The sequence below is a fragment of the Solirubrobacter ginsenosidimutans genome (genome assembly GCF_027587205.1).
On sequence record NZ_JAPDOD010000027.1, the window covers coordinates 36,703 to 56,134 of the forward strand.

General features: G+C 70.8%; 18 protein-coding genes. 6 read left to right on the top strand and 12 right to left on the bottom strand.

Annotated features, from left to right (window positions below; genetic code table 11):
• Window positions 1–21 precede the first annotated feature (21 nt).
• The gene (locus tag OM076_RS25725; RefSeq protein WP_270042961.1) at window positions 22–636 is read left to right on the top strand and encodes a GNAT family N-acetyltransferase; all 615 of its coding nucleotides are present in this window, start codon (window positions 22–24) and stop codon (window positions 634–636) included.
• On the opposite strand, the gene OM076_RS25730 is transcribed toward OM076_RS25725, so the two are convergent.
• The 8 genes from OM076_RS25730 to OM076_RS25765 form a co-directional block, all read right to left on the bottom strand.
• Entirely contained in the window at window positions 618–1,724 is a 1,107-nt protein-coding gene (locus OM076_RS25730) for a DegT/DnrJ/EryC1/StrS family aminotransferase (RefSeq protein ID WP_270042962.1), read from the bottom strand. The genes OM076_RS25725 and OM076_RS25730 overlap by 19 nt on opposite strands.
• Window positions 1,721–3,274 (bottom strand): citramalate synthase, encoded by a 1,554-nt coding sequence (gene cimA / locus OM076_RS25735; RefSeq protein WP_270042963.1) that lies wholly within the window; start codon window positions 3,272–3,274, stop codon window positions 1,721–1,723. The genes OM076_RS25730 and cimA overlap by 4 nt, the downstream gene beginning before the upstream one ends.
• A 3-nt stretch (window positions 3,275–3,277) precedes the next feature.
• On the bottom strand, window positions 3,278–4,204 hold the full coding sequence (locus OM076_RS25740; RefSeq protein WP_270042964.1) for a branched-chain amino acid transaminase: 927 nt from the start codon (window positions 4,202–4,204) through the stop codon (window positions 3,278–3,280).
• Window positions 4,201–5,229, bottom strand: coding sequence for a 3-isopropylmalate dehydrogenase (gene leuB, locus OM076_RS25745; RefSeq protein ID WP_270042965.1), 1,029 nt, complete (start codon window positions 5,227–5,229; stop codon window positions 4,201–4,203). Before leuB ends, OM076_RS25740 begins: the two co-directional genes overlap by 4 nt.
• 17 nt (window positions 5,230–5,246) lie before the next feature.
• Window positions 5,247–5,624 carry a VOC family protein gene (locus OM076_RS25750; protein WP_270042966.1) on the bottom strand — a complete coding sequence of 126 codons (378 nt, stop codon included), beginning with the start codon at window positions 5,622–5,624 and terminating at the stop codon, window positions 5,247–5,249.
• Window positions 5,621–6,181, bottom strand: a complete 561-nt coding sequence (leuD, locus tag OM076_RS25755) for a 3-isopropylmalate dehydratase small subunit (RefSeq protein ID WP_270042967.1) — start codon at window positions 6,179–6,181, stop codon at window positions 5,621–5,623. The genes OM076_RS25750 and leuD overlap by 4 nt, the downstream gene beginning before the upstream one ends.
• Window positions 6,182–6,345: 164 nt before the next feature.
• On the bottom strand, window positions 6,346–7,713 hold the full coding sequence (leuC, locus tag OM076_RS25760) for a 3-isopropylmalate dehydratase large subunit (protein WP_270042968.1): 1,368 nt from the start codon (window positions 7,711–7,713) through the stop codon (window positions 6,346–6,348).
• Window positions 7,710–8,294, bottom strand: coding sequence for a helix-turn-helix domain-containing protein (locus OM076_RS25765; RefSeq protein WP_270042969.1), 585 nt, complete (start codon window positions 8,292–8,294; stop codon window positions 7,710–7,712). The genes leuC and OM076_RS25765 overlap by 4 nt, the downstream gene beginning before the upstream one ends.
• Window positions 8,295–8,537: 243 nt before the next feature.
• Here OM076_RS25765 and OM076_RS25770 point away from each other — a divergent pair, with 243 nt between their 5' ends.
• The 3 genes from OM076_RS25770 (at window position 8,538) to OM076_RS25780 (ending at window position 13,146) form a co-directional block, all read left to right on the top strand.
• Window positions 8,538–9,464: a patatin-like phospholipase family protein gene (locus tag OM076_RS25770; RefSeq protein WP_270042970.1), complete on the top strand. Its 927-nt coding sequence runs from the start codon at window positions 8,538–8,540 to the stop codon at window positions 9,462–9,464.
• Window positions 9,465–9,535: 71 nt separating this feature from the next.
• Window positions 9,536–11,320 carry a hypothetical protein gene (locus OM076_RS25775; RefSeq protein WP_270042971.1) on the top strand — a complete coding sequence of 595 codons (1,785 nt, stop codon included), beginning with the start codon at window positions 9,536–9,538 and terminating at the stop codon, window positions 11,318–11,320.
• A 35-nt stretch (window positions 11,321–11,355) separates the two neighbouring features.
• Complete coding sequence (locus tag OM076_RS25780) at window positions 11,356–13,146, top strand: hypothetical protein (RefSeq protein WP_270042972.1); 1,791 nt, start codon at window positions 11,356–11,358, stop codon at window positions 13,144–13,146.
• A 12-nt stretch (window positions 13,147–13,158) separates the two neighbouring features.
• Here OM076_RS25780 and OM076_RS25785 read toward each other — a convergent pair whose 3' ends face one another.
• Window positions 13,159–14,199, bottom strand: coding sequence for a hypothetical protein (locus OM076_RS25785; RefSeq protein ID WP_270042973.1), 1,041 nt, complete (start codon window positions 14,197–14,199; stop codon window positions 13,159–13,161).
• Window positions 14,200–14,316: 117 nt separating this feature from the next.
• Here OM076_RS25785 and OM076_RS25790 point away from each other — a divergent pair, with 117 nt between their 5' ends.
• Window positions 14,317–15,492 (top strand): collagen-like protein, encoded by a 1,176-nt coding sequence (locus OM076_RS25790; RefSeq protein ID WP_270042974.1) that lies wholly within the window; start codon window positions 14,317–14,319, stop codon window positions 15,490–15,492.
• A 5-nt stretch (window positions 15,493–15,497) separates the two neighbouring features.
• Here OM076_RS25790 and OM076_RS25795 read toward each other — a convergent pair whose 3' ends face one another.
• The 3 genes from OM076_RS25795 to OM076_RS25805 all read right to left on the bottom strand — a co-directional run bounded on the left by OM076_RS25795 (window position 15,498) and on the right by OM076_RS25805 (window position 18,253).
• The gene (locus tag OM076_RS25795; RefSeq protein ID WP_270042976.1) at window positions 15,498–17,072 is read right to left on the bottom strand and encodes a 2-isopropylmalate synthase; all 1,575 of its coding nucleotides are present in this window, start codon (window positions 17,070–17,072) and stop codon (window positions 15,498–15,500) included.
• Window positions 17,073–17,219: 147 nt separating this feature from the next.
• The gene (locus tag OM076_RS25800) at window positions 17,220–17,612 is read right to left on the bottom strand and encodes a PPOX class F420-dependent oxidoreductase (RefSeq protein WP_270042977.1); all 393 of its coding nucleotides are present in this window, start codon (window positions 17,610–17,612) and stop codon (window positions 17,220–17,222) included.
• Window positions 17,613–17,617: 5 nt separating this feature from the next.
• A complete protein-coding gene (locus OM076_RS25805) occupies window positions 17,618–18,253 on the bottom strand; it encodes a YukJ family protein (RefSeq protein ID WP_270042978.1) in 636 nt (211 codons plus the stop codon).
• Window positions 18,254–18,318: 65 nt separating this feature from the next.
• Here OM076_RS25805 and OM076_RS25810 point away from each other — a divergent pair, with 65 nt between their 5' ends.
• Entirely contained in the window at window positions 18,319–19,377 is a 1,059-nt protein-coding gene (locus OM076_RS25810; RefSeq protein WP_270042979.1) for an alpha/beta fold hydrolase, read from the top strand.
• The last annotated feature ends 55 nt before the right edge of the window (window positions 19,378–19,432 follow it).

A 19,432-nucleotide genomic window follows, 5' to 3' on the forward strand; every position in this document is an offset into this window, starting at 1 on the left:
GACTCGGCATCATGAACCAAGATGGATCTGCTCGTCCGCCCCGCGGCCCCCGACGACCCGTGCGTCCCGCTGCTCTTCGAGTCGGCGAAGCCCTATTACACGGCCTACGCCGGGAGCTCGCGGCGCGCGCTGGCGCTCCTGGAGGCCGTCTTCGCCGAGCCCGGCCACGCCGCCAGCTACGACTGCTGCACGGTCGCCTGCGTCAACACCGAGCTCGTCGGCGTGGTCTCCGGCTTTCCCGTCGAGGCGGGCGATGAGCTCTCGCGGCGCTTCATCCGGCTCACGCTCCCGAAGCTCCCGCCATGGCGCTGGCCCGGGACCTTCCGCCACCTGCGAGCGGCGGGCCACGTGGCGCCCAGCCCACCGCCGGGCGCCTACTACGTCGACGCGCTCGCGGTCGCCCCGAGCTGGCGCCGGCAGGGCATCGCCAGGCGCCTACTCGACGAGGCGCACGAGCAGGCGCGCACCGCCGGCCTGGACCGGCTCGCGCTCGACACCGGCCTGCAGAACGCCGACGCCCGCCGCCTCTACGAGGCCTACGGCTTCGGCGAACGCGAGATCCGCCGCGCTCCCAACGACCGCACGGCCCGCGCACTGGGCGGGCCGGGCTTCGTCGGCTACCTCAAGGCCGTGTAGAGGACGCTCTCGAGCGCCTCGGCGACCTCGGCGACCTGTCCCTCCGTCAGCTCCGGGAAGAACGGGAGCGCGATCGAGCGCGCCGCGACGTCCTCGCACACGGGGAACTCCCCGTCGCGGTAGCCGAAGCGCTCGCGGTAGAAGGACATCAGGTGGATCGCGGGCAGGTACGGCTTGGACTGCACGCCGCGCTCATACAGCGCCCGGATCGTGTCGTCGCGGTCGGCGCCGCGCGGGAGCTGGACGACGAACACGAACCAGCCGCGCACATCGCCGCCGAAGTCCTCGCACGGCAGCTCCAGGCCCTCGAATCCGGCCAGCGCGCTGCGATACCAGCCGGCGACCCGCGCCCGCGCGGCGAGCATGTCGTCGAGCCGCTGCAACTGGGCCAGGCCCAGCGCGCACGCGATGTCCGTGAGCCGGTAGTTGAAGCCGAGCCGGTCGTGGTCGAGCCAGTCCATGTTCGGCGCGCGGCCCTGGTTGCGCTCGGAGTCGACGATCACCTTGTGCTCGAGCGAGCCGAAGGTGAGCATCCCGCCCTCGCCCGTCGTGAGCTGCTTGTTGGCGTAGAAGCCGAACGCCGCGGGATGGCCGCGCCCGCCCACCTTCACCCCGTCGGCGTGGACGGCGCCGAGCGCCTCGCACGCGTCCTCGACGATCGGCAGGCCGTGGCGCTCCAGCGCGGGCGTGCCGGCGGGGTAGCCGAAGATGTGCACCGGCAGCAACGCCGTCGTGCGATCCGTGATCGCCGCCGCGGCGGCGTCGACGTCCAGGTTCAACGTCACCGGGTCGATGTCGACGAACACCGGGCGCGCGTTCTCGAACAGGATCGAGTTCGCGCTCGCCACGAACGAGAACGGCGACGTGACGACCTCGTCGCCCGTCTTCACACCCACCGCCCGCAGCGCGAGGTGCAGCGCCGCGGTGCCGGAGGAGACCGCCGACGCGTGCGGCGCGCCCACGCGGGCGGCGAACTCGCGCTCGAACTGCGGGACCCGCGGGCCGAGCGAGAGGTGCCGCGAGCGCAGCACCTCGAGCACCGCCTGCTCCTCCAGATCCCCGATCACGGGGCGGGCGACCGGGATCACTTGATGACGCTCGCCTGCGACCGCAGCATGCCCGCCTCCAGGGAGTCCACGAGCGCGTCCCACGACGCCTCGATGACGTTCTCGTGCACGCCGATCGCGCCCCAGCTCGAGGTGCCGTCCGACGCGTCGAGCAACACACGCGTGGTCGCGCCGGTCGCCTTCCACTCGTCCAGGATGCGGACCTTGTAGTTGACGAGCTTGATGTCGCGCAGGTGCGGGAGCCGCTCGCCGATCGCGGCGCGCAGCGCGCGGTCGAGCGCATGGACGGGGCCGTTGCCCTCGGCGGTGCGCACGAAGCGCTGCGAGCCGACCCACAGCTTCACCGTCGCCTCGGTCTCCACCCGCCCGTCGGCGCGCTTCTCGGCGATCACCCGCCAGGACTCGAGCTTGAACAGCGGCTGGTACTCCCCGGTCTCGCGCCGGATCAGCAGCTCGAAGGAGCCGTCGGCGGCCTCGAACTGGAAGCCGCGGTGCTCGAGCTCCTTGACCTTCTCGACGACCCGCGCGGCGGTCGCGTCGTCCAGGTCCCCGCCCGCGTGGGCGATCACCGTGCCCTTGCCGGAGAGCTCTGACACCAGCACCTCGCGCGCGTTGCCGACCACGGACGGATCGATGTGCTCGAACGTCAGCGGGTCGGCGTTGACGCCCGCGACGTGCATCCCGCCCTTGTGCGCGAACGCGTTCTTGCCCACGTACGCCTGGTTGGCGTCCGGCGAGAGGTTGAGCATCTCGGCGACCAGGTGCGACGCCTCGGTCAGCCCCTCCAGCGATGGCAGGCAGCGCATGCCCATCTTCAGCTGCAGGTTGGGGATGATCGAGATCAGGTTCGCGTTGCCGCAGCGCTCCCCGTAGCCGTTCATCGTGCCCTGGACGAGCGTGGCGCCCTCGGCGATGCCGGCGAGCGAGTTGGCGACCGCGCACTCGGCGTCGTTGTGGGTGTGGATACCTAGCGCGGCGTGCGGGAGCGCGCGCCGGACGACGTGCACCGCCGACGCGATCTCGTGCGGCAGCGACGCGCCGTTGGTGTCGCACATCGTCAGGTTCTCGGCGCCCGCGTCCAGCGCGGCCTGCAGGCACTCGATGGCGTACGCCGGGTCGTCCCGATAGCCGTCGAAGAAGTGCTCGGCGTCGTAGATCACGCGCTTGCCCGAAGCGACCAGGAACGCGACGGACTCGGCGATCATCGCCAGGTTCTCGTCGCGGCCGACCTTGACGACCTTCTCGAGGTGCAGGCTCCAGGTCTTGCCGACGATCGTCGAGACCGGCGTCCACGACTCGGCGAGGACCCGGAGCGCGACGTCCTCCTCGGCGGAGACCCCGCGCCGGCGGGTCATCCCGAAGGCGCAGACGTCGGCGTTCAGCCCCGCCTCGCGCAGGCGCTCGAAGAGCTCCAGCTCCTTCGGGTTCGAGGTCGGGAAGCCCGCCTCGATCATGGGGACGCCCAGCTCGTCGAGGATCCGCGCGACGCGCACCTTCTCCTCGACGGACAGGGACATCCCCTCGCCCTGCATCCCATCGCGCAGGGTCGTGTCGTAGACGACGACGTCCATGACTTATGAGACCGCTGCGGGGACCTTGTCCAGCCAGCGGCTGTAGCGCTCCGAGCGCCCGTGCAAGGCGTCCTCGAAGATCGCCTGGATCTCGGCCGTGATCGGGCCGCGCGTGCCGTCGCCGACGGCGAGGTCGTCGACCTCGCGGATCGGGGTGAGCTCGGCCGCGGTGCCGGTCATGAAGATCTCGTCCGCGCGGTAGAGCTCGCCGCGGGCGATGTCACGCTCGACGACGTCGTAGCCCTGGTCGCGCAGGATCTCGATCGCCGCCGCGCGATTGATGCCCTCGAGGATGTCGTTGGCGAACCCGGGCGTGACGACCTTGCCGTCCTTGATCAGGAAGAGGTTCTCGCCCGTGCCCTCGCAGACGTAGCCACGGGTGTCGAGCAGGATCGCTTCCTCGTAGCCGGCCTTGTCGGCCTCGATCTTCGCCAGGATCGAGTTCAGGTACTGCCCGCCGGCCTTCGCCGTCGGGATCAGCGCGTCACTCGGGATCCGCCGCCAGCTCGACACCTTCGCGCGCACGCCGCCGACCTTGCCCTCGTCGCCGAGGTAGGCGCCCCACTCCCACACCGCGATCATCACGTCGACCGGGCAGTCGAGCGGGTACAGGCCCATCGGCCCCGCGCCGCGGAAGACCAGCGGGCGGATGTAGCAGGACTTCAGGGCGTTGGCGGTGATCGTCTCGAACGTCGCCGCGCGGATCTGGTCCTTGGAGTACGGGATCTCCATGTGGTAGAGCCCCGCCGAGCGGAAGAGCCGGTCGATGTGGTCCTGATGGCGGAACACCGCCGTCCCACCGTCGGGCAGCTCGTACGCGCGCACGCCCTCGAACACGCTCGTGCCGTAGTGCAGCGCGTGCGTGAGTACGTGAACCTTGGCGTCCTCGTACGCGACGAGCTCGCCATTCATCCAGATCGCTTGGCTCACGTAAGCTCCTTCAACACCGCCTCGGTCACCTCGGCGGTGGTCGCAGTGCCGCCCAGATCACCGGTGCGGATGCCCTTCTCAAGGGCCTTGTCGACCGCCGATTCTACGGCAGCCGCCTGAGCCTCCCGGCCGAGCCCGTGGCGCAGCAGCAGCGCGCCCGACAGGATCATGCCGATCGGGTTGGCGATGCCCTTGCCCGTGATGTCAGGCGCCGAACCGTGCACGGGCTCGAACAGCGAGGGACCCGTCCCGCCGAGCGAGGCGGTCGGCAGCATCCCGAGCGAGCCGGTGAGCATCGAGGCCTCGTCGGAGAGGATGTCGCCGAACATGTTCTCGGTGACGATCACCTCGAAATGCCGCGGCGCGGCGATCAGCTTCATCGCGGCGGCGTCGACGAGGATGTGCTCGAGCTCGATGTTCGGGAACTCGTCGGCGTGGATGCGGGTGACGACCTCGCGCCACAGGCGGCTCGTGTCGAGCACGTTGGCCTTGTCGACGCTGGTCACGCGGCTCTTGGCGGCGTTGAAGCCGGCGCGCGCGATCCGCTCGATCTCGGCGACCGTGTAGACCATCGTGTCGAACGCGCGGCCGTCCTTCGTGCCGCGCTCGCCGTAGTAGAGACCGCCGGTGAGCTCGCGCACGATCAGCATGTCGACGCCCTCGATCAGCTCGCGCTTGAGCGGCGAGGCGTCGTAGAGCGCCGGCAGCGGGCGGATCGGTCGCAGGTTGGCGTAGAGGCCGAGCTCGGCGCGGAGCTTGAACAGCCCCTGCTCCGGGCGGACGGCGCCGGGCTCGTTGGTGTCCCACTTCGGGCCGCCGAGGGCGCCGAGCAGGACGGCGTCGGACGCCTTGACGGCGGCGAGCGCCTCGTCGGTCAGCGCGGTGCCGTGGAGGTCGATCGCGGCGCCGCCTGCAGGGTGCTCCTCGAACGTGAGGTCATCGGCGACCGCGTTGAGCACGGCGACGGCGGACACGGCGACTTCGGGACCGATCCCGTCACCGGGGAGAAGGGCGATATTCGGCATAAGTTGCGGGACCCTACCTAATAGGTGATGAATTCCAGGAGCGATCCGTCCGGATCGCGGAAGTACACGCTCGTGCCGGCGCCGACCGCGCCGTGGCGCTCGACGGGTCCGAGCTCGATCGCCACGCCGGCGGACCGCAGATGTTCGACCGCGTCCTCGATCGGCCCGTGCCAGCGCAGGCACAGGTCGCTGTTGCCGGGGCGCACCGGGTCGCCCGCGACCGGGGTGGCCTCGACCCCCGGCCCGTGGACGTTGAACTGCTGCTCGCCGAGCCGGTACGCGTAGCCCGCGCCGCGCTCGACGATCTCGGCGCCCACCACGTCGCGGTAGAAGGCGTTCGAGCGCGCCCAGTCGCTCACGGCGATCACGCAGTGGTCGAACGAGACGCGCGTCACAGGTTCAGCGTGACCGGGCCGGGACGCTCTCGCTGCGCTTCGTAGGCCTCGATGTCCTCGCCCTTCTGCAGCGTCAGGGCGATGTCGTCGAGGCCGTTGAGCAGGCGGTGGCGGCGCTCGGCGTCGAGCTCGAACGGGACCGCGCGACCGGCGAAGCGGACCTCCAGCTTGTCCAGGTCGACCTCGCCCTCGCCCGCCTCCATCAGCGCCTGCACCTCCTCCTCCGGGAGCACGACCGGCAGCAGGCCGATCTTGGTGCAGTTGGAGAAGAAGATGTCGGCGAAGGAGGACGCGACGATCGCCTTGAAGCCGTAGTCCTGCAGCGCCCACGGGGCGTGCTCGCGGCTCGAGCCGCAGCCGAAGTTCGGGCCGGTCGCGAGGATCGGGTTCTTCGGGAGGCTCCAGCCGTCCTCCTGCGCCCAGTCGTAGAAGAGGAACTCGCCGAACCCGGTGCGCTCGATGCGCTTGAGGAACTGCTTGGGAATGATCTGGTCGGTGTCGACGTCCGCGCGCGGCAACTTGGTGACCGCGCCGGAGATGACCTGGATCGGTTCCATTTAGTGCGTCCTCCCGTAAATACGACGGATTCCGGCGGGCCCCGCCCGCCGCTGCCCGGCCGCGGCAGGCGCACACGTACAACCAGTATGCGAGCGCCTGCCGCGTGCGGGCAGCGACGACCGGTGATCTGGCCGGCGATCCGCCGTATTTCCGTTCGCACGCACTAGTTCCACTCCCGGATGTCGACGAAGTGCCCTTCGATCGCGGCGGCGGCCGCCATCTGCGGGGACACGAGGTGGGTGCGGCCGCCGCGGCCCTGGCGGCCTTCGAAGTTGCGGTTGGAGGTCGACGCGCAGCGCTGGCCGGGATCGAGGATGTCCGGGTTCATGCCCAGGCACATCGAGCAGCCCGCGGTGCGCCAGTCGAAGCCGGCGGCGCGGAAGATCTCGTCGAGGCCTTCGCTCTCGGCCTGCTTGGCCACCTGCTGGGAACCGGGGACGACCATGGCGCTCACGGTCGACGCCACCTTGCGGCCCTTGATCATCTCCGCCGCGGCGCGCAGGTCGCCGATGCGGCCGTTGGTGCACGAGCCGATGAAGACGCGGTCGAGCTGGAGCTCCTGCATCGGCGTGCCGGCCTCGAGGCCCATGTAGACCAGCGAGCGCTCGTCGGTCTCCGACTGCGGCACGGGCACGGCCTCCGCCACGGGGACGACCTGGCCGGGGTTGGTCCCCCAGGTGACGACGGGCGAGACGGCGCTCGCGTCGACGGTGATCTCGCGGTCGAACGTCGCGCCCTCGTCGGTCTTCAACGGGCGCCAGTACGCCAGCGCCTCCTCGAAGTCCGCCGGCGCGCCCGGGCGGCCTCGTACCCAGTCGAAGGTCGTCTGGTCGGGCGCGATCATGCCCGCGCGCCCGCCGCCCTCGATGGTCATGTTGCAGATCGTCATCCGCTCTTCCATCGACATCGCCTCGATCACCTCGCCGGCGAACTCGACGACGTGACCGGCGGCGCCGTTGGTGCCCATCTGGCCGATCGTGGCCAGGATCAGGTCCTTGGCGGTGACACCGTGGCCGAGCGTGCCGACGTAGTTGATCCGCATCGACTTCGGCTTCGGCTGTTGCAGCGTCTGGGTCGCGAGCACGTGCTCGACCTCGCTCGTCCCGATCCCGAACGCGAGCGCGCCGAACGCGCCGTGCGTCGCGGTGTGGGAGTCGCCGCAGACGATCGTCATGCCCGGCTGGGTGACGCCCAGCTCCGGCCCGATGATGTGGACGATGCCCTGACGATCGGAGCCGAGCGAATAGAGCGGGATGCCGAACTCGTCGCAGTTGGCCTCCAGCGCCTCGACCTGACGGCGCGAGAGCGCGTCGTGGATCTTGGCGCTGACCGGCGTGCCGTCGGTGGGCACGTTGTGGTCGGCGGTCGCGAGCGTGCGATCGGGGCGGCGGACCTCGCGACCCGCGAGCCGCAGCCCCTCGAAGGCCTGCGGGCTGGTGACCTCATGGACCAGGTGTAGGTCGATGTAGATGAGCCCGTCCGCGATCTCGTGCGCGGACCAGATCTTCTCGAACAGCGTGGTGGGCGTCATGACCGGCGCAGCCCGGCTGACACGATCGCCAGCAGGACGGCCTCCTCCTCTGAATGGTTGGCGAAATGGTGCGGCAGGTCGGCGTCGAACGTCACGCAGTCCCCGCTGTGCAGCGCGTGCTCGGCGCCATCGACGTGCAGGGTCAGCGCGCCCTGCTCGACGACGGCGGTCTCACGCGCGCCGGGTTCGTGGCGCGGCGGGTCGCCGGGACCGCCGGTGACGGCTCCGGCCTTGAGGGTGTGGCGCGTGACCTCGGCGCGCAGCCCCGGCAGTGGCGGGGTGAGCACCTCATACGCGTGCCCGCCGGCGCCGCCGCGGCGACCCTCGCCGGAGCGGACGACCGACACCATGCCCTCTTCGTCGAGGCGCAGGAGTTGCGACAACCGCAGCTCGAGCCCGGACGCGATCCGGCTTGCGATCTGCAGCGTCGGACTGGTCTCTCCGCGCTCGACCTGCGAGAGCATCGGCGCGGAGACACCGGAGCGTTCCGCGAGGTCGCGCAGCGAGAGATCCATCGCCTCGCGCAGCGCCTTCACGCGTGGGCCGACGGCCGCGATGGTGGGATCGACAGCCGCCGCCATTACGCTTGTACGTTATCACGTACGCGATCCGCGTACTCAGTTGCGCCAGCCGCTCATGCGCGAGCACCCTCCGTTAACGACGTTGCGCCGAGGTTCCCGCCCAGCTGATCCGACCGATTGTCCCCACCGGCCTCTCACCGATGGATGCGGAGAGTTTGGTGCCCCTAGACAAACCGCGTCAAACAGCAATAAGTTCTCGGACCGGTGCGTCAACTTTCCGGCTGCGCCTAGCCTGTGAGTGCCGTGACCGACGCCATCCGCGACCTGCCCGACGCGCTCGTCCTCGGCGCCGGCGGCACGCTGGGCGAGGCGTGGCTGCGCGGTGTGCTCGGCGGCCTGGAAGCGGGCGCTGGTCTGGATTTCGGCGCGTGCGAGTACCTGCTCGGGACCTCGGCGGGCTCGATCGTCGCGGCCACGCTGGCCGCGGGCAAGCGGCCCGAGGCGGGTGAGGCGGCGGCGCGCGCGTGGGCGCACGCGGCCGCGCTGCCCGCCGAGGCGGGCGAGGTCGGGGGCCCGGGCAACCCGCTCGGCGTCATCGGGCGCGGCGCGGCACGGTTCGGGCGCGCGGTCGCGACCCCGTTCGCCCCACTCGCGCTGGCCACCACCGCGCCGGCGGGACGGCTCGCGCGGGCGGCCGTGCTCAGCCGCGCGCCCCGCCCGGAGCGCACGCTCGGCGACCTCGGCGCCTACGTCGACGCGCTCGCCCCGCGCTTCGACGGCCGTCTGCGGATCTTCGCGGTCGCGCGCACGAGCGGGCGGCGGGTGAGCTTCGGCGCTCCGGACGCACCGCGCGCAACCGTCGCCGAGGCGGTGCTCGCGAGCTGCGCGGTGCCGTGGATCTTCGCGCCGGTCGAGATCAACGGGCGCGAGTACGTCGACGGCGGCGTCTGGAGCCCGACCAACCTCGACGCGGCGCCGGCCGGCCGCGGCTCGCGCGTGCTCTGCCTGATCCCGACCGCCGGTGCCGCACTGGCGCCGCTGCGCACCGCGTCCGCCGCCGCGGCGGGTTACGAGGCCATGGCGCTCAAGGCCCGCGGGGCCGAGGTGCGCACGATCGTGCCGGACGAAGCGAGCCTCGCGGCGATCGGCCCGGACCTGATGGACCCGTCGCGCCGTGCGACGGTCGCGTCCGCCGGGTACGCGCAGGGCCGCCGGCTCACCGGCACCTGACCATCGATTGCCTGGACGATTGTGCGATCCGCACAATCGCAACCTGGCGCGCGCAACCGCGTTGAACCGGCATGCGCATTCTGCTGGTCGCGATCGCTCTACTCGTCTTCCCCGCCGTGGCGGAGGCCCGTCCACTCTGCGGCCCCGTCAAGGCCAGGACGCTGGCGGGCTCCGACGAAGCGAGGCTGTACCGGAGCGGTTCGACGATCCGCGGGTGCGCGCCCGGCAACCGTTCGGTCCGCCTCGGCTCACATGCGGCGAAGTGGCGGGTCGCCGGCCACTTCGTCGCCGTCGTCGACCGCGGCGCGCTCCGCTACCACGACCTGGTCGGGCCGCAAGCCACCGAGCGCTTGAACGCCGCCGACGGGAAGGTGCGCGCGTTCTCCGCCAGCAGTACCGGCAGGGGCGCTTGGATCGAAGATCGCCCGGACGGCGTCCGCGAGGTGCGGGCAGGGCGCGGCCCGGAGACCAGGGCGATCGCGACCGGCCGCAACATCGCCTCGGACTTCGTGTACGCGGCCGGCAGGGTCGTCAGTTGGCAGCAGGGCGGTTACGTCAGGCTCGGCATCAACAACTGGGACGCGATCTTCAACCCGGGCCGCGGTGGCCTCGACGATCCGCTCGGAACGGCCGGGAACGTCGCGCTGTCGCTGGACGACGACGCGGTCATCGCGCGCTATCGGGGTGGTCGGCGGGTCCGTCTCGGTGTGGGCGCGTACGGCGGGGTCAGGGACGAACCGAGCGGCGGCATCGACGCGATCCGCGTGTCGGGCTCGACGGCTGCGGTCCGGTCCAACTCGGTCGGCGACCGGTACGCGAGGGGCGGCATCGGCGTGATCGACCTCATTCACGGCACCGCGCGCACGTCGTGCCAGGCACGCGCGGTGTGGAACTTCGTCCTGACCTCCGGCGGCTCCGTGGCCTGCGTCATCGCCCTCGACTCCGGCGGCAACCGCGTCGTGTCCGAGGGCGCCGTGCTCGACGAGGGCGACCAGGGCGTCACCGATCTCGACGAGCGCGACGGGAACCTCGTATGGCGCCACGACGGCGAGACGCGAACCGCCCCGCTCCCCGCGGCGCAGCCCATCGACCGCCACCCCTGCGGACCCGTCGCGGCCGGAACGTTCGAGGAAAGCGACGGCGTCCGCGTCTACGCCCGCGGCGGCGTGGCGAAGCTGTGCACGAAGGACGGGCGACGAAGCGTGTCGCTCGGCTCCTCGGCGCCCGTTCTGAGCGTCACGCTGTGGGCCAACTTCGCCGCGGTGGTCCGCGACACCGGAGACGGGCAGTCCCTGCGCGTCTATGAGGTCCACACGGGAGCGCCCGTCGGCAATCGGCTCACGGGACCGGGTTTCGGAGAGACCAAGTTCGATTTCTCCGGCTTCGTGGTGACCCGGATCGGGACGCAACTGCAGGACACCCTCGGCACGCCGTATCGGGTGCAGGAGGGCCCCGTCCTGTGGCAGCTCACCGGGCGGGTCGTGTCGTGGGGGGACTACTCGGGCCGCCTCTACGTTCAGGAGGTGCGGGACGATCGCGCGCTCTCACGCGCGATCGCGGGCAGGAACGGGACGCTGCTCGAGCGCGACGGAGTCACGATCGCGCTCGAAGGCAATCGGATCGTGGCCCGCCGCGGCGAGATCGAAGTGCCGCTCGGACGTCCGTCCACGGCCTGCATGAGCCGCAACCGGTGTGAAGGCATATCCATGCTCGGCGTCACGCCCACGTCGGTCGTGACCTTGGATCGCGCCGGTGTGGTCCTGCAGCACGATCTGGTCACGGGTGCGACGACTCGCCCCTGCCCGGCGCGCGCGCGGACGTTCAGCATCGGCGAGGACGGGGTCAAGTGCTCGTAGCCGCAACACTACTCAGGCCTCTGCGTTCAATCAGCATGCGCATTCTGCTGGCCACCATCGCTCTCCTGGTCTCGCCTGCCGCCGCCGAGGCCCGCACCGCCTGCGGCCGGGCCCAGACCAAGGCGATCGCGAGGACCGCCGACGCGTGGCTGTTCAAGAGCGGCGCGACGCTGGAGGCCTGCACCTCGGTGCATACGCCCCCGATTCGGCTCGGCTCGGCAGCGGCCAGGTGGCGCATCGCGGGCCGACACGTCGCGGTCGTCGACCGCGGGGCGCTGACGCTTCGCGACCTGTTGCTTCCGCTGTCGACGGACCGCAAGCGCCTGAACGCGAAGGACGGCACCGTGCGCGGGCTCTCCGTGTCCCTGACCGGCGGCGCAGCCTGGATCGAGGATCACGCCGGCGGCAGTCGCGAGGTGCGGGCGGCAAGCGATGGTCAGGCTCCTGTCGCGCTCGACGCCGGTCGCGGCATCAGCCCGGCGTTCGTGCACGTCGCGGCCTCGATCGTCAGCTGGCAGAAGGGGGGCTCCATCCGGGTCGGCTCGTTCCTCGACGAGCGGGACGCGCCGCAGAGCTGGGGCGAGGAGCCGCTCGGCACGGTCGGGGACGTCGAGCTGTCCTATGCGACACCGACCGTGATCGCCCGGTACAAGCACGGCCGCCGGGTCAGGCTCGGCGCCGCCTACACCCCGGACACGCGTGACGACAGCGCCGGCGGGATCGACGCGATCCGCGTGTCGGGCGCAGCGATCGCGGTCCGTGAGAACGCCACGGTGAACGGACGCAGCGCGAGCGGCCGGCTACAGGTCTTCGACCTCGCGCGCGGGACCTCGCGCACGCCGTGCCAGGCGCTCGCGATCTGGAACTTCGTGCTGACGACGGGCGGCTCCACGGCATGCGCGATGGTCGTCGACACGCTGGGCGGCACGAGCGTGAACCGCATCGTCGCCGAGAACGCCGTGCTCGACGAGGGCGACCGGACCGTCACGGATCTCGACCAACGCGGCACCGAGCTCAGCTGGCGGCACGGCGACCAGACGCGCACCGCCGCCCTCCCCGCGGCGCAGCCCGCGGTCCCGCTTCCCTGTGGGCCCCGGGCCGCCGGCACGTTCGAGATCAGCGCCGCCGCCCGCGTCTACGTGAGCAGCGGGGTCGCGAAGGCGTGCAGTACCGGCTCGCGGCGGGTCAGCACGCTCGGGTCCTCGGCGCGGGTGTCGAGCGTCAGCCTTGGCGGGCGCTTCGCCGCGGTCGTCCGCGACCAGACCAGCGGGCAGTCCCTGCACGTCTACGACATCCGCACCGGACGCCTCGCCGGGCGCCGGGCGACCGCTCCGGCGATCGGCGACGTCGTGCTCGCTCCGTCGGGCCTGGCCGTGTTCGTCGACGCGGGGCGCCTGCACGACACGCTCGGCACGACCTACCCCGCGGCCGATACGACGGGGTCGATCGACTCCGTGCAGGTCACCGGACGAGTCGTGTCCTGGGTCGACGCCCTGGACCGTCTCCACCTCCAGGAGGTAACGGGTGACCCGACGTTCGACGTGCCAGCCGCCGACGGGGACCTGATGACGCGTCTCGGGATCACCGTCTCGCTCGCGAAGGGTCAGCTCCTGGCCCGTTTCGGCGCGATCACACTGCCGCTCGGGACCGCGGCATGCGCGGGACTGCGGGGTTGCGAGGGCATCACCGGGGTCGGTGTCTGGGGGAGCGTGATCGGGACGTTCGGCCGCGCCGGAACCTTCGTCCTGCACGACCTCGCCTCGGGTGCGACGACGACGCAGTCGTGCTCGGTGGACGCATCGACCCCGCCCATCTTCCGGTGCTGAATTGTCCGTGACCTATGCGCAGTGCCGGAACGTGTAGGTCTGGACGGCCTGCCGGCCGCCCTTGGTGGCGATCGTCACCGAGATCGTCGTCTTCCCGGAGCCGGCCACGCGGACCCGCGTGCTCTTGCCCGGTCGCAACGTCACCGCCCGCTGGTTCGGCGCCTCGACCTTCAGCCGGCGCAGGTTGGAGGCCCGGCGGGCTTTCACCGCCACCGTGCGCCCGCGGACGCACATCTGGTGCTGAACCGCGACGTAGCGGGACGCGTTCAACCCGCGCGGAGCCGGCCTGGAGCCTACGATCGGTGGCTGGACGGGCGTGACCGGTACCGTCGGCGCAGGGCCGGAGGCCGGGAAGACGCGGCCGTCGCCGCGCTTGACCTCGAGCCGCACCTTGTCGCCATAGGGCGCGACGGCCGCGCGTGTCCCGTCCAGCAACGCCTGCGACGGATCGGCGTCACCCGTGAAGAGCCGCGCGATGACCCGCCAGCCGTCCGCCGCCGCCGGTGTGCCGGCCTGCGCTTGCGGGTCTCCGGGCACGCAGGTGATCATCCCGTCCAGGCCCCAGCCTTGGTCGAACGGCTTCAAGGCGTTCAGGAACACGTCGCTCTGGATGGCGCGGAGATCTCCCTCGGGGTAGGGCGTCGCCCACACGCTGAGCCGACCGCGCAGGAACGCCGCCTGCTCCGCGGTGAGCGTCGCGCTCAAGCGGTCGTCGATCGCTGCCCTGGCCGCATCGGGATCCAGTGCGCCCGGCGCGATGGCGACACTCCAGCCCTGGCGCTGGTCGTTGGACCACAGGAGGGCGTACTGCGCGCCGACCGCCGCCTTGACGGCGTCGGTGACCTCGCCACCCACGCTGATCCCGAGATTGCCGGCTCCCATCTGGAAGGCGACGTTGGGTTCGCTGCTCCCAGGCAGCGAGCCCCACAGGTTCTGGCACATCGTCATGTCCGCCGCCTGCGCGCCCGCGGGAATCGCGAGGGCGAGGGCGGTCACGGATGCCGCTGCCACAAGGCGCGTCCGCATCCCCATCCACTCACCGTTCGAGGACATGCGAGCCAATCTACCCGACGGATCCGGTGTTCCGACGTGGCGTTCTCACTTGTTCACGGCACGAACCTAGACCTTCGGCCTTCCGCCGCCCTGGCCGCGCCTCGAAGCTGCGCGCCAGTGTCCACTCTTTCTCTTCGCGCGCTGCTCGCAGCTGCGGCGGTCTTCCTTTCGGCCGGTGCGTTCCTCGCGCCGGCGGCGCACGCCCAGGCCACCCGGACGTGGGTCTCGGGTGTCGGCGACGACGCCAATCCGTGCTCGCGCACTGCGCCGTGCAAGACGTTCGCCGGCTCGATCTCAAAGACCGCGGCCGGGGGCGAGATCAACGTGCTCGACCCGGGCGGCTTCGGCGCGGTCACGATCACGAAGGCGATCACGATCGACGCGTCCAGCGTCGAGGCCGGGATCCTGATCAGCGGCAGCGCCGGCGTGATCGTCAATGCCGGCGTCAACGACAACGTCACGCTGAAGGGGCTGGACTTCAACGGGGTCAACCCGGGCACCGGCTGCCCCTACGCGACGACGGGCGTCCGCGTCCTGCAGGCCGGCTCGGTGCGGATCGAGGACTCCAAGATGGAGCGGATGCAGAAGGCCGTCGAGATCCTTCCCACCAGCCCCGTCGACGTGTTCATGAACCACGTCGACATCAGCAACAGCTGTACGAACGGCGTCCGCGTCGCACCCGCCGCCGGCGGCTCGGCCACGGTGGCGATCCAGGACTCGACGATCTCCAACTCGGGCACCGCGCTGAGCGTCGCCGACAACGGGAAGGCGTGGCTGACACGGTCGACGCTGTTCGCCAATGCGCTCGGCTACGAGCTCCTCGGCACGGGTGTGATCAACGACTACGGCGACAACCGCCTGATCGGCAACACCGCCGACGGCACGCCGACCAAGAACCTCGCGACGGTGGTCAACGCCGCCGTTCCGGGTCCGGCCGGGCCGGAGGGACCGCAGGGTGTCCCCGGCGTCGCCGGTCCCATCGGCCCGCAGGGCGAGCCCGCGTTGAAGCTGCTGCTCGCCTCGTCGCAGTCGAGCCTCGCGCTGAAGGCCGGCAAGGCGGTCACGCTCAGCTACGCGTCGACCGCCGCGGCCAAGAGCACGCTCACGATCACCAAGGGCAAGAAGCAGATCGCGACCGTGACCGGCAGCTCGAAGGCCGGCGCGAACACGATCAAGTGGAACGGCAAGGCCGGCAAGAAGGCCGCGGCCGCCGGTGCCTACAAGCTCACACTGAGCGCGCAGGGCACCGACGGTCAGAAGGCCACGACCACCGTCTCACTGAAGCTGAAGTAATCCGCTCACGGCGTGCCGGAGAGCTCGAGCGGCTGCGCGTCCTCGGGCTCCTCGGCCGCCATGATGACCTTGCGCTCGACGTTTGAGAGCGCGCGCACGTAGGCCAGGGCGGCGGCCTCGATGATGTCCGTCGAGACGCCCTGGCCGGCAGCGGTCGAGCCCGAGAGCTCGAGGATCACGCTGGCCTCGCCGAGCGCGTCCTGGCCGCCGGTCACGGCGTCGATGCGGAACTCGCGCAGCCGCGCCTCACGGCGCGTGGCGGAGTTGATCGCGCGGAAGATCGCGTCGATCGGGCCGTCGCCGGTGAAGTCGCCGCGCACGGTCTCCCCGTCCGGCGTGATGATCGAGACCGTCGCGTGCGGCGGGCGCCGCGTGGAAGCCTCGACGTCGAACCACTCGAGCGTGTAGGAGGACACGTCCGCGCGGAGCTCGTCGGTGACGAGCGCCTCCAGGTCCATGGCCGTGACCTGCTTCTTCTTGTCCGCCAGTTCCTTGAAGCGCTTGAAGGCCTGGTTGAGCGTCTGCCCCGCGACGTCGTAGCCGAGGTCCATCAGGGCCGACTGCAGGGCGTGGCGGCCGGAGTGCTTGCCGAGGACGATCGAGCTCACGTCGTCGAAGCCCACGGAGGCCTTGGACATGATCTCGTAGGTCGAGCGCTCCTTCAGGACGCCGTCCTGGTGGATCCCGGACTCGTGCTGGAACGCGTTGCGGCCGACGATCGCCTTGTTGGGCTGCACGCCGTAGCCGGTCAGGCGCGAGACCATGCGGCTGGCGCGGGCGATCTCGCGGGTGTTGATGCCGGTCGTCAGGCCGACGTCCGCCTCGCGGACGCGCAGCAGCATCACGATCTCTTCGAGCGAGGCGTTGCCCGCGCGCTCGCCGAGGCCGTTGATGGCGCACTCGATCTGGCGCGCGCCCGCCTTCAGACCCGCGAAGGAGTTCGCCACGGCCAGCCCGAGGTCGTTGTGGCAGTGCACCGAGAGGACCACGTCGTGCAGGCCGGGGACGAGCACGTACAGGCGCGTGAGGAACGCCGCGTACTCGTCGGGCATCGTGTAGCCGACGGTGTCCGGGATGTTGATCGTGGTCGCGCCCTCGTCGAGCGCGGCCTGCAGCACCTCGGCGGTGAACTCGACGTCGGCGCGGGTGGCGTCCATCGGGCTGAACTCGACGTCCTCGACCAGCGAGCGGGCGTGCGCGACGGCGGCGCGCGCCTGGCCCAGCACGTCCTCGCGGGTGGACTGCAGCTGGTGCTGGATGTGGATGTCCGACGTCGAGATGAACGTGTGCACGCGCGGGCGCTCCGCGTCGCGCACCGCCTCCGCCGCGCGTTCGATGTCGGCGGCGTGGGCGCGCGCCAGGCCCGCGATGATCGGCCCCTGGACCTCGCGGGCGATCGTCCGTACCGCCTGGAAATCACCGGGCGACGCGATCGGGAATCCAGCCTCGATCACGTCCACGCCGAGCCGCGCGAGCTGCTGCGCGATCTCCAGCTTCTCGGCGGCGTTGAGCGAGATGCCCGGCGACTGCTCGCCGTCTCTCAGGGTGGTGTCAAAGACGATGACCCGGTTGGGGTCCATGGCGCGGCTCCTTTTGAAAGTCTTTCCTGCTTCTTCTTCGGGCTGGTTTTGCGGCTAAGCGGCCGCCCACGCATTAATCCCCCTTGCGGGGGAGGAGAAGAAGAAGGGAAAGGCCGCGGAACAACGCCATGCGCTGCGAAGACTAGCTCAGACGTTCCACGCGTGCCAGCTCTCGACGTCGATCCAGGCGCTGAAGCGCGCGCTGTCGCGGGCCTGGTAGTCCTGGCCGCGGTAGTGGTTGGAGATCCGGTCGATGTCCTTGAGGTCCGCGTCGGGCTCGATCGCGACGACGCGGCCCTGCAGGCTGATGTGGCGGTACCAGTTGTTGTCGAGCACCGTCAGGGAGACCCGCGGGTCGTGGCGCAGGTGCTCGAGCCGGGCGCGGGTGTGGTCGAGGTTGACCAGCACGCGACCGTCTTCCCAGAGGTACCAGGTGGCCACGCTGAGCGGGCTGCCGTCGGGCTTCAAGGAGGCCATGACGGCGGGGTTGGGCTCGCGCAGGAGCGCCTGGAGTTCGTCGGGAAGCGGCGGCTTGGGCATCGCTCTCAGCGTGGCAGAACGCCCTTCGTATGGCCGGACGCGTCGTCCGTGTTGAACGCCTGCGACTGAAAGCGCAGGAAGATCGCCGTCCACGTCCCGTCGGTGGCGCCGGCGATCAGCCCGCCGTCCTGCCAGACGCCGTCGTCGCGGCGGAACTCGCGCAGGTTGCCCTGGTTCTGGTGCACGTCGTGCAGCCCGCGCCCGTGGTCGAAGCCGAAGTAGGGATCCCTGGCATCGTCAGGCCCCCACGGCTCCCCGAACGCGTAGATCCGGGCGTTGCGACGCAGGTGCGCGTCGAAGAGCTCGTTGAGGTCGTTGTTCGCGCCGGGCTTGTCGATCGGGAGCGGCTTGAACTGCTCCGGCCGGCACAGCTTGCCGCGGAGGTAGTCCAACCCGTCCTGCCCCTTGACCGGTCGCCAGCCTTCGTGGAGCTGCTCCAGGCGGGCGAGGATCGGATGGGCGAAGCGCGTGAGCGTCGCGTGCGCGACCTCCGCGGGGGCGTTGTCCGAGCGCGCGTTGATCGCGACCCGCCAGCGCGCCGTTCCGACGCCACAGAGGACGTGGTAGTGGGCGTCGCGATCCGTGGCACGCCGCCGGTCGAGGATCGTCGCCTTCAGGACGCCGTAGCGCTCGAGCGGCACGCGCGCACTCTAGAGTCCATCGACGCCGGCGTGGGTCTTTCCGCACGAGGAGGAGGTGCATCCCGATGAGCAAGTTCGTCGAGGACTACGAGGTCTTCGATCTCGGCGAGTTCGAGCTCCAGAGCGGCGCGGTGATCCATGGCGGCAAGCTCGCCTACAAGACGTTCGGCGAGCTCGACGCCGACAAGAGCAACGCCGTCGTGTACCCGACCTGGTACTCGGGCTTTCACTGGGACAACGAGTGGCTGATCGGCGACGGGATGGCGCTCGACCCGGCGAAGTACTTCATCGTCATCCCGAACATGCTGGGCAACGGGCTCTCGAGCTCGCCGTCCAACACGCCGCCGCCGTTCGACCGCGCGCGCTTCCCGCGCGTCACCTTCTATGACCAGGTCGAGGCGCAGCACAAGCTCATCACCGAGCAGTGGGGGATCGAAACGCTTCCGCTCGTGACCGGCTGGTCGATGGGCGCCGGCCAGACCTACCAGTGGGCGGTCAGCTACCCGGACATGGTCCAGCGCGCGTGCCCGTTCTGCGGCTCGTCGAAGACCAGCGAGCACAACTTCGTGTTCCTCGAGGGCGTCAAGGCGGCCCTGACCGCCGACGCGGCGTTCAAGCAGGGCTGGTACGACGCCCCGCCGGTGCGGGGCCTGCGCGCCGCCGCTCGCGTCTACGCCGGGTGGGGCTTCTCGCAGGCGTTCTTCTGGGACCAGGTCTACAAGCGGATGGGCCACTCGCGGCGGCTCGGGCTGGACCTGGCCTTCCCGTCGCTCGAGGACTACCTCGTGTGGTTCTGGGAGGGCCACTTCCTGGACCCGCGGCGCGACGCGAACGACCTGCTGTCGATGCTGTGGACGTGGCAGTACGGCGACATCGGTCAGACGCCAGGGTTCGACGGCGACACCGTGAAGGCGCTGCAGTCGATCAAGGCGCGGCTGATCGCGCTGCCGGCCGAGAAGGACCTCTACTTCCCGCCGGAGGACGAGCAGTGGGCCTCGCAGCACATCCCCAACGGCGAGGTGCGGGTCATCCCCGGCGTGTGGGGGCACTTCGCGGGCAGCGGCGACAGTCCCGTGGACCTGGAGTACATCGACGACGTGCTGAAAGAGCTGCTCGCCAGCTAGCGGCGCGCGCGACGTCAGATCACGCCGCGGGTGCAACGAACGTCAACTTCCTCGG